The following is an 8,627-nucleotide window of genomic DNA, read 5'->3' as shown; positions in this document are numbered from 1 at the left end:
TGCAGGCACTTAGTTCAGTCGATTGAAGACAGTTTAAATAATCGACCAAGAAAGGTGCTAGGGTTTAGAACACCGCTTGAGGTAAAATCTAGCTTCGGGTGCGTTGCACTTCAATGTTGAATCTAAGAATAATAAAATAATACCTAACACCAACCCGAGATAAAAAGGCGCCAGTATCCAGCGGCTATTAAATATGGTTTTTTCTAAGTAAAGCTCAAACTTCTTTAGCATGGGTATCTCTTCAGTTTCAAATACAAAAAAGTTTTAAAGATATAAATATAGGTAAGTTTAGCTCTGGTCAGGCGATATGTTGTCTATATCAGCAAGCTGCGTTACTACTTGCTGGACACGTTCTTTTCTATCGCCACTAATTCGCTGAAAAGGTTTTTGGTGCTTACTTAATTGACTGGCAAAATAGGCACTTATCTCATCACGTTGGTGCGGACTGTCTCGCAGGTCATCAGCCACCCATGGTATATCAACCTCAGTTAATAGTATCAAATCATAATGATGCGCCAATGCTGCTTGCTCAAGAGCGACAGGGCAGTCGCCATAATACCAATGAGAGTAGACCATCAGCTCAAACAGACTGGTATCACAAAACAAATAGCGGTTTTTATTAGACATTTGGGTGACTTGTTTGGCCAGTTTGTTCTCTAACGCTATCTGACCTTGTGCGATAGGTAGCAGGTCATCCCATGTACAAGTCAGATGCTCATCATCCCACTTCGCTTGCAAGTAAGTACGCATATATTCTGACACCCACAGATTATCGAAATGCGCTGCCAAATCACGGCATAGGGTTGTTTTCCCCGTACTTTCTGCGCCCAAAACCGCGACAGTAATGACAGATTCAGGCGTATGCTGCTCGAGGTTGTATACGGTAGCGTCGTTGCCATTCATAATATGCCCAGATTGCAATGAGAGTGAAGACTACATATTGTAGCGCGGTAAAAGTAAAGCCTTTATAAAAGTATAGTGGTACCGATATCGCATCAGCAATGATCCATAGTATCCAATGCTCAATTTTGCGCCGTGCCATAAGCCACATTGCCATCAGGAACAAAGCTGTAGTGAGCATGTCGGTATAGTCCACCCAAGTGAATAAATGCACACCAAGGACGGCACCATCAAAACTAAAGCCATTATTAATCACTGGACGGAAATAATATATCAGCGCCACAAAAGACATGGTTCCTACTGCCAAAGCAGACAAGATAGGTACATCGCCTGCATGTAAGTGCTCAATACGGACGTTGTTTGACTCATGAGTCTCTATAGACTGATTCTTTTTGTTTTTTGACCAGTTAATCCAACCATATAAACTCATCACCGTATAGTAGGCATTGATGAACATATCGCCAAACAACTGCCACTTCCATAGCAAATACACAAATATCGCTGTACTGACTAAGCCAATTGGAAAGACTAAGATGTTGGTTCTGCTGGCAAGCAAGACACTTGCCACTCCAAAGACAACGGCAATCAACTCTAGGACGATGAATGTCGTGGAGTAGTCCGCATATTGACCAAATAACCAGTTAAGAAGTTCTGCCATTAGTATTCCTAAAGATGAGCGTGTATGGAGTGCTTGGTTGGTTACACAGAGCAAAATGGCGCTAATTATAACGTAGCTATCAAAGAATGACGTGAGTCTTTGCTTATTTATCGCCAGAAACAGATTATTTGTAACAAAGCATTAGAAAAAATTTAATATTCAGGCATAATAAAGGCACTGATTTTAAGTTTACAGTTATTCACTGAAACTGAATGGCTATTATTTTCCACTTTTATGCTTATTCCAAGCACCACAGTAGTAGACAAGGAAGCGTATCATGACGACTTGTATCACGGGCACAGGCCTGTATATCCCACCTTACAGCATCAGTAACGAAGAGTTAGTTGAGTCATTTAACCAGTATGTTGAAAATTATAATGCAAAGCATGCTGATGAGATAGCAGCAGAGACTGTTACAGCACTTCAGCCTTCTTCGGCCGCTTTTATCGAAAAAGTATCTGGTATCAAATCACGTTATGTGATGGAAAAAGACGGTATTTTAGACCCTGAAATCATGGCACCAGTCATTGCCTATCGTAACTTAGGCGAAGAGCTGTCTGTTATGGCAGAAATGGGCGCGGCTGCGTTAAAAGACGCATTGGCTGATGCCGGACTTGAGGCCAACGATCTAGATGGTATCATCCTTGCTTGCTCAAACTTCCAGCGTACGTATCCTGCGGTTGCCATCGAAATTCAGAATGAGATTGGGATGGTTGGCGGCTTTGCTTATGATATGAATGTTGCTTGTAGTGCTGCAACGTTTGGTTTATCGCAAGCGCATGGCTCTATCGTTTCTGGTCTGGCTAAGCGTATCGCTGTGGTTAATGTTGAGATTACCTCAGCGCATCTAAACTGGCGCAACCGTGACAGCCACTTTATCTTTGGTGATGTAGCGACTGCTTCTATTGTTGAAGAATTAGACACACCAAAGGGTTATGAGATTCTAAACGCTAAGCTATTTACTCAGTTTTCGACCAATATCAAAAACGAATATGGCTTTATGGATCGCTCAGAGTATCTAGCCGCGCAGACTGAAATGTATCCAGATATCAAAGCGCCGGTCACTGATAAACTGTTTTTGCAAAATGGTCGCAAAGTGTTCCGTGAAGTTTGTCCAAAGGTATCTGAGGTTATCACTGAGCATCTACAAGAAAATGATATACCGACCTCTGATGTTAAGATGATGTGGCTACACCAAGCCAATGCCAATATGCTAGATTTGATTTTACGCACTGTCATCGGTAAAGAAGCAGATAAAGCGATTGTCCCAAGCGTCATTGCTGAATTCGCTAATACCAGCTCAGCGAGCCCTATGATTGTATTCCATCGCCACAAAGACGACTTAGCATCAGGTGATTTGGGTGTTATTTGCTCATTTGGTGCCGGTTACTCTATTGGCTCAGTATTGGTTCGTAAAGTCTAATGTCTCAATACGACACCTTTATATAGATAACAATATTATAGATAAAAATAGCTAAGAGTCTTCTTGGCTATTTTTTTGTCTACTAATATTGATATCAGAACCAAGTATCTTTATTTAAGAATAAGTAGAGATATTTGAGAATATAGTGACAAGATTGCTCAGAATATCGAGAAGAATGCTTAGAGGTTTTAATTTACCCCAAAAAATTTGCTATAATCACGAGCTTATTCCTCTTATCCAATTAAAAGTCCTTTTATGAAAGAATCCTTACGCCTGCGTTTAGACCAGATGGTAGACCGTTATGAAGAGGTCACCGCTTTATTATCCGATCCTAGTGTCATCAGTGATAATAATAAATTTCGCGAATTGTCTGTCGAGCACAGCGACTTGATGGACATCACGACCTTATGGCAGAACTATTTGGGCGCAGAAACGGATCAGGCCGACGCTGAGGCAATGCTAGCCGATGCAACAGATCCTGACATGAAAGAGATGATGCAAGACGAAATTGAGACGGCGCGTGATACTATCGTAGAGATGGAAGAAGCGCTTAATGTCATGATGCTACCAAAAGATCCTAACGATAAGGTGCCAGCATTCTTGGAGATTCGTGCTGGGACGGGCGGCGATGAAGCAGCGATTTTCTCTGGTGACTTGTTCCGTATGTATCAAAAATACGCACAGAGCCAAGGCTGGACACTAGAAGTGCTCTCTGCAAATGAAGGTGAACATGGTGGTTATAAAGAAATCATCACTCGCGTATCGGGTAATAGCGTATATGGACGTTTAAAGTTTGAATCGGGCGCTCACCGTGTACAGCGTGTCCCTGAAACCGAGAGCCAAGGTCGTGTTCACACATCAGCTTGTACGGTCGCAGTCATGCCAGAAGTTGAAATCGATGATACCGTTGATATCAATCCTGCCGATATTAAAATGGATACTTTTCGCTCAAGCGGCGCGGGTGGTCAGCACGTGAACACGACTGATTCCGCCGTACGTTTGACGCATATTCCGACGGGTACTGTGGTAGAGTGTCAGCAAGAGCGTAGTCAGCACAAAAACCGTGCACATGCGATGAAGATGCTGGTCTCTAAAATCCAGCAAGCCAAAGTGCAAGCGCAGGTCGATGTAGCGGACTCTATACGCCGTGACTTGGTCGGTAGTGGCGACCGCTCAGAGCGTATCCGTACTTACAATTTTCCACAAGGCCGTATGACCGATCACCGTATCAACTTAACGCTATATAAGCTTGACTCTATCATGGAAGGTGACTTGGATGAGATTCTTGATGCACTGTTACGTGAGCATCAGGCTGACTTGATGGCCAGCATCGGCGGTGACTAATTGCTTTCTAAACGTCAATAAATTGAAATAATTTTTAGATGAAATAGTCAGTAAATCCATATCTTACAGGTAAGAAAAATTATGAATAATCGCTTAGCTTTATTTTTTATGGGTTTGTTTTCCTTATTATTTATATCTGCCTGTCAGACACCAGCAATGACAGAAGAACAAAATAATGCCAATTCTGCATCCAAAAGCGTAGAGATGCTGGCAAAAGAATGCCTTGCAAAAGGCGGTGAGTACACTAAAGAAGGTCGACTACAAGCCTATCGCTGTGTACAACAGTTTTCAGATGCAGGAAAATCTTGTAGCGACAGTTCTGAGTGCCAAGGCGAATGTACCAATTCGGATACTGCTATTGAAGCTGGCACGGCAAACGTAACCGGAACCTGTGCCGCCAATGATAACCCTTTTGGTTGCCGTCAAACTATTGAGGGCGGCGTTGCTAAAGGATTTTTGTGCGTAGATTAATCTTATAAATTTTTAAATATAAAAACTAACTTATCAACATTTGAGAGTGTTATGTCAAAAGCCAATAATCAAAATCAAGACCAAACTCCAGTACAAGATACCAATGAGCTAATCGCACAGCTGCAAGCCAAGCTAGACGATATCAGCGCATCAGGCAAACAGCCGTATCCGAATACCTTTAAACGTACGGATTATGCGCAAGATTTGCAAACGGCTTTTGATGGTGTGTCAAAACAAGAAATCGAAGAAAAAGCCGCGAATGGTGAAAAAACACAGGTAAATGTGGCAGGTCGCGTTATGCTCAACCGTGGCTCATTCATCGTAATTCAAGACATGACGGGCCGTATCCAGTTATATGTGGCGCGTAAAGAACTTGATGACGAGACGCGTGCAAGTATCAAATCCCTAGATTTGGGTGACATCGTTGGGGTATCAGGCTATATCGGTCGCTCGGGCAAAGGCGACTTATATGTGCATATTGAAGAGATTACCTTATTAACTAAATCGCTACGTCCGATGCCAAACAAATTCCATGGCCTAGCAGATGTAGAAGCGCGCTATCGCAATCGTCATCTTGATTTGATGACCAATGAGACGACTCGTGACACTTTTATGGTTCGCAGTCAGATCGTCAGCGGCATTCGTCAGTTTATGCTGAATGAGCGTTTTATGGAAGTTGAAACGCCAATGATGCATCCGATTCCAGGTGGCGCGGTAGCACGTCCATTTGAGACGCATCATAATGCTTTAGACATGCCATTATACCTACGTATTGCACCTGAGCTTTATTTGAAGCGCTTGGTTGTTGGTGGATTTGAGCGCGTATTTGAAATCAATCGTAGTTTCCGTAATGAAGGAGTCTCAACCCGACACAACCCTGAATTCACCATGATTGAGTTTTATCAAGCTTATGCTGATTATCATGATTTGATGGATTTGACTGAGCGCATGTTTAACCAGCTGGCAACCGATGTATTGGGCACAACAGAGCTGACCTATCAAGAAGAAGCCATCAGTCTAAAAGCACCGTTTGCTCGTCTATCTATGTCTGATGCGATTGCACAATATGCTGAAGGCTTTGATATGAGCCGCATTGATGATCGCGAGTATTTGGCTGATTATGTCGCTAACACGCTCAAGCAGCAAGTGAAAGATGTGTTTGGTGTGGGCAAATTAAAAACCATCATCTTTGAAGAAACCGCTGAGCATCAACTGCGCCAACCAACGTTCATCACTGAGTATCCAGCTGAAACGTCACCACTTGCGCGCCGTAGTGATGACAATCCTGAAATTACCGATCGTTTTGAATTGTTCATTGGTGGTCGTGAGTTGGCGAATGGTTTTAGCGAGCTTAACGATCCAGCGGATCAGGCTGAGCGCTTCCGTGGTCAAGTCGCTGAAAAAGACGCAGGCGATGATGAAGCGATGCATTTTGATGAAGAATATATCGAAGCATTGTCTTATGGTCTGCCGCCAACAGCAGGTGAAGGTATTGGTATTGATCGTCTAGTGATGCTATTTACTGACTCGGCCAGTATCCGTGATGTGATTTTATTCCCACACATGCGCCGCAAAAATGATTAATGAGTCGTTAAACAAAGTCGCTTATTAAGCGCGGCTGAGTCATAATCAAATCAGCAAGAAGCCAGACGAATGCGCTGGCTTTTTGCTATAATAAATACCGAAAAACCGTATTAAAAATAAGAATATTAACCACTTGGCACAATGGATAGCTATGTCGCAGCAATATCAAGTTTTAGCTCGCAAATACCGACCCAAAAACTTTCATGAGTTGATTGGGCAGACGCATGTCTCGCAAGCGCTGATTAATGCGATTGATTATAACCGTCTGCATCATGCGTATCTGTTTACTGGTACCCGCGGTGTGGGTAAAACAACGATTGCGCGTATTTTATCTAAATGCTTGAACTGTGATACTGGTATTACTAGCACACCGTGCGGTGTTTGTGATAATTGTGTTGCGATTGATCAAGGACGCTTTATTGATCTTATTGAGATTGATGCCGCCTCTCGTACCAAGGTTGAAGACACGCGCGAGTTGTTAGACAACGTTCCTTATGCGCCAAGCCAAGGCCGTTATAAAGTTTATTTGATTGATGAAGTACACATGCTGTCGACCCACAGCTTTAATGCGCTTCTCAAAACGTTAGAAGAGCCGCCTGAGCATGTAAAGTTTTTGCTAGCGACTACTGATCCACAAAAACTACCAATCACAATTATTTCGCGCTGCTTGCAGTTCGTACTGCGTCCACTACCACAAACGTTACTTAGCGAGCATTTAGCAAATATTCTAACCCAAGAACAGGTTGGGTATACTCAGCCTGCCATTTGGCAACTGGCAAGTGCAGCCAAAGGCTCTGTGCGCGATGCGTTATCCTTGACAGATCAGGCCATTGCTTTTGGCCAAGGTGCGCTTGATGATGCGACCGTCAATGCGATGCTTGGTCTTATCGACGCCGCTGACTTAGTACGTTTGATTACAGATATTTATAATCACGACAAGTCTGCCGTCGCAGCTCATATTGAGCAAATGCGTGCGCAAATGGTTGATGCAACGAGCATGTTTGATGGACTTGCTGAGCTACTACATCAATTGGCATTGACCCAGCTGTTGCCTGAGGTTGCTCTCAATGTAAACGAGGCGCAAGCAAAAGACATTTATGCGCTTGCTCATCATATCAGTCCTGATGTGCTACAACTGTATTATGAGATTATTGTGCAGGCACGTGAAGGTGTCAAGCTTGCTAGTACGCCTATGCAAGCGCTTGAGATGTGCATTTTGCGATTACTGGCATTTCGCCCATTGCCAGTCGATGAAGTATTGAGTAACACTTATGATAGTGAGGTTCCTTCTACAGAAGCGGCAACTGTAGAACCGGCTACTTTGATGCCGCCTTCAAGTGCTATTGTGCATGAAGCTTCAGCGCCATTACAGCCTTATGATATTGACTATCAAGCGCAAAGTCATGATCAATTACAAAGCCCCATTTATGATGACAGCTTCAGCATAGATAACTCTATTGGACAAAATGATAGCGTAGCACACTCAGCTACTAGTCCTGAGCCAATTGTTGAGCCTGAGCCGATTGTTGAGCCTGAGCCGATTGTTGAGCCTGAGCCGATTGTTGAGCCTGAGCCGATTGTTGAGCCTGAGCCGATTGTTGAGCCTGAGCCGATTGTTGAGCCTGAGCCGATTGTTGAGCCTGATGCAAATGATTCTCAATCAATATCGCCATTTGATGAAGATCCACGCACCTTACTGCGTTGTACGCCTCAAGAGCTGACGGGTGAGTGGAATTCAGAAAAATGGGATTACTGGTTACAAACTGCTCGTGAAGACAACGTACTGGCACAGGACGAGCTGGCACTTGCTCGTCAAGGCACTATGATAGGTCAATGCAATGGCAAAGCCACGTTTTTGACCAGTGTTGATAGTAAGCATTTGCAAGTCACTTTTCAGCAGTTAGCTGCTAAGCTGCAGCAGCAGTTTACGAATGCAGAAATTGATTTGAAAATTGACAACAGTATTATGCAAAGTGATGATAAAACACCAGAGCGTCGCCAGCAAAAACGTTTGGAGCAAGCAAAAACGGTTGCTGAGACGAAATTGCTACACACTCCAGTAATGCAATACTTGACTGAACGTGGTGAAGGAAAAATGGGTAAAGTACAATTATATTAAGTCTTAGATTAACACATGAAGTGCAATACCAAATGCAAGGTGAAAAAAAGACCTAGATGCGCTAGCATCAAAGTCTTTATCCACCGACCAAAGTGAGATTGCAACCATGAACTATACGCATCTAAGCC

Annotated in this window: 7 protein-coding genes and 1 pseudogene; 6 read left to right on the top strand and 2 right to left on the bottom strand. The window is 43.3% G+C overall.

Going from position 1 to position 8,627, the window contains the following annotated elements:
* Positions 1–120 (top strand): annotated as a pseudogene (locus JMX83_RS15510) (IS30 family transposase); the annotation flags it as partial.
* A 168-nt stretch (positions 121–288) separates the two neighbouring features.
* Here the strand turns inward: JMX83_RS15510 and JMX83_RS14340 are convergent.
* Positions 289–903 (bottom strand): AAA family ATPase, encoded by a 615-nt coding sequence (locus JMX83_RS14340; protein WP_201603146.1) that lies wholly within the window; start codon positions 901–903, stop codon positions 289–291.
* The gene (gene pnuC / locus JMX83_RS14335) at positions 854–1,558 is read right to left on the bottom strand and encodes a nicotinamide riboside transporter PnuC (RefSeq protein ID WP_201603144.1); all 705 of its coding nucleotides are present in this window, start codon (positions 1,556–1,558) and stop codon (positions 854–856) included. Before pnuC ends, JMX83_RS14340 begins: the two co-directional genes overlap by 50 nt.
* Positions 1,559–1,835: 277 nt before the next feature.
* Between pnuC and JMX83_RS14330 the strand changes: the two genes are divergently transcribed.
* From JMX83_RS14330 to dnaX, 5 genes are all read left to right on the top strand, one after another.
* Positions 1,836–2,981 (top strand): beta-ketoacyl-ACP synthase III, encoded by a 1,146-nt coding sequence (locus JMX83_RS14330; protein WP_201603142.1) that lies wholly within the window; start codon positions 1,836–1,838, stop codon positions 2,979–2,981.
* 255 nt (positions 2,982–3,236) lie between these two features.
* On the top strand, positions 3,237–4,325 hold the full coding sequence (gene prfA / locus JMX83_RS14325) for a peptide chain release factor 1 (RefSeq protein ID WP_201603140.1): 1,089 nt from the start codon (positions 3,237–3,239) through the stop codon (positions 4,323–4,325).
* A gap of 81 nt (positions 4,326–4,406) precedes the next feature.
* Positions 4,407–4,796, top strand: a complete 390-nt coding sequence (locus tag JMX83_RS14320; RefSeq protein ID WP_201603138.1) for a hypothetical protein — start codon at positions 4,407–4,409, stop codon at positions 4,794–4,796.
* 51 nt (positions 4,797–4,847) lie between these two features.
* Complete coding sequence (lysS, locus tag JMX83_RS14315; RefSeq protein ID WP_201603137.1) at positions 4,848–6,380, top strand: lysine--tRNA ligase; 1,533 nt, start codon at positions 4,848–4,850, stop codon at positions 6,378–6,380.
* A 151-nt stretch (positions 6,381–6,531) separates the two neighbouring features.
* Positions 6,532–8,499 carry a DNA polymerase III subunit gamma/tau gene (gene dnaX, locus JMX83_RS14310; RefSeq protein WP_201603133.1) on the top strand — a complete coding sequence of 656 codons (1,968 nt, stop codon included), beginning with the start codon at positions 6,532–6,534 and terminating at the stop codon, positions 8,497–8,499.
* Positions 8,500–8,627 lie beyond the last annotated feature (128 nt).

Source organism: Psychrobacter piscatorii, from assembly GCF_904846415.1.
Taxonomy (GTDB): domain Bacteria; phylum Pseudomonadota; class Gammaproteobacteria; order Pseudomonadales; family Moraxellaceae; genus Psychrobacter; species Psychrobacter piscatorii.
This window is presented reverse-complemented; position numbering and strand designations above follow the sequence as displayed.

Bases quoted from the DNA above. Each gene is read 5' to 3' on its own strand.
- JMX83_RS14340 (WP_201603146.1), bottom strand. From the start codon at position 903: ATGAATGGCAACGACGCTACCGTATACAACCTCGAGCAGCATACGCCT.
- pnuC (WP_201603144.1), bottom strand. From the start codon at position 1,558: ATGGCAGAACTTCTTAACTGGTTATTTGGTCAATATGCGGACTACTCC.
- JMX83_RS14330 (WP_201603142.1), top strand. From the start codon at position 1,836: ATGACGACTTGTATCACGGGCACAGGCCTGTATATCCCACCTTACAGC.
- prfA (WP_201603140.1), top strand. From the start codon at position 3,237: ATGAAAGAATCCTTACGCCTGCGTTTAGACCAGATGGTAGACCGTTAT.
- JMX83_RS14320 (WP_201603138.1), top strand. From the start codon at position 4,407: ATGAATAATCGCTTAGCTTTATTTTTTATGGGTTTGTTTTCCTTATTA.
- lysS (WP_201603137.1), top strand. From the start codon at position 4,848: ATGTCAAAAGCCAATAATCAAAATCAAGACCAAACTCCAGTACAAGAT.
- dnaX (WP_201603133.1), top strand. From the start codon at position 6,532: ATGTCGCAGCAATATCAAGTTTTAGCTCGCAAATACCGACCCAAAAAC.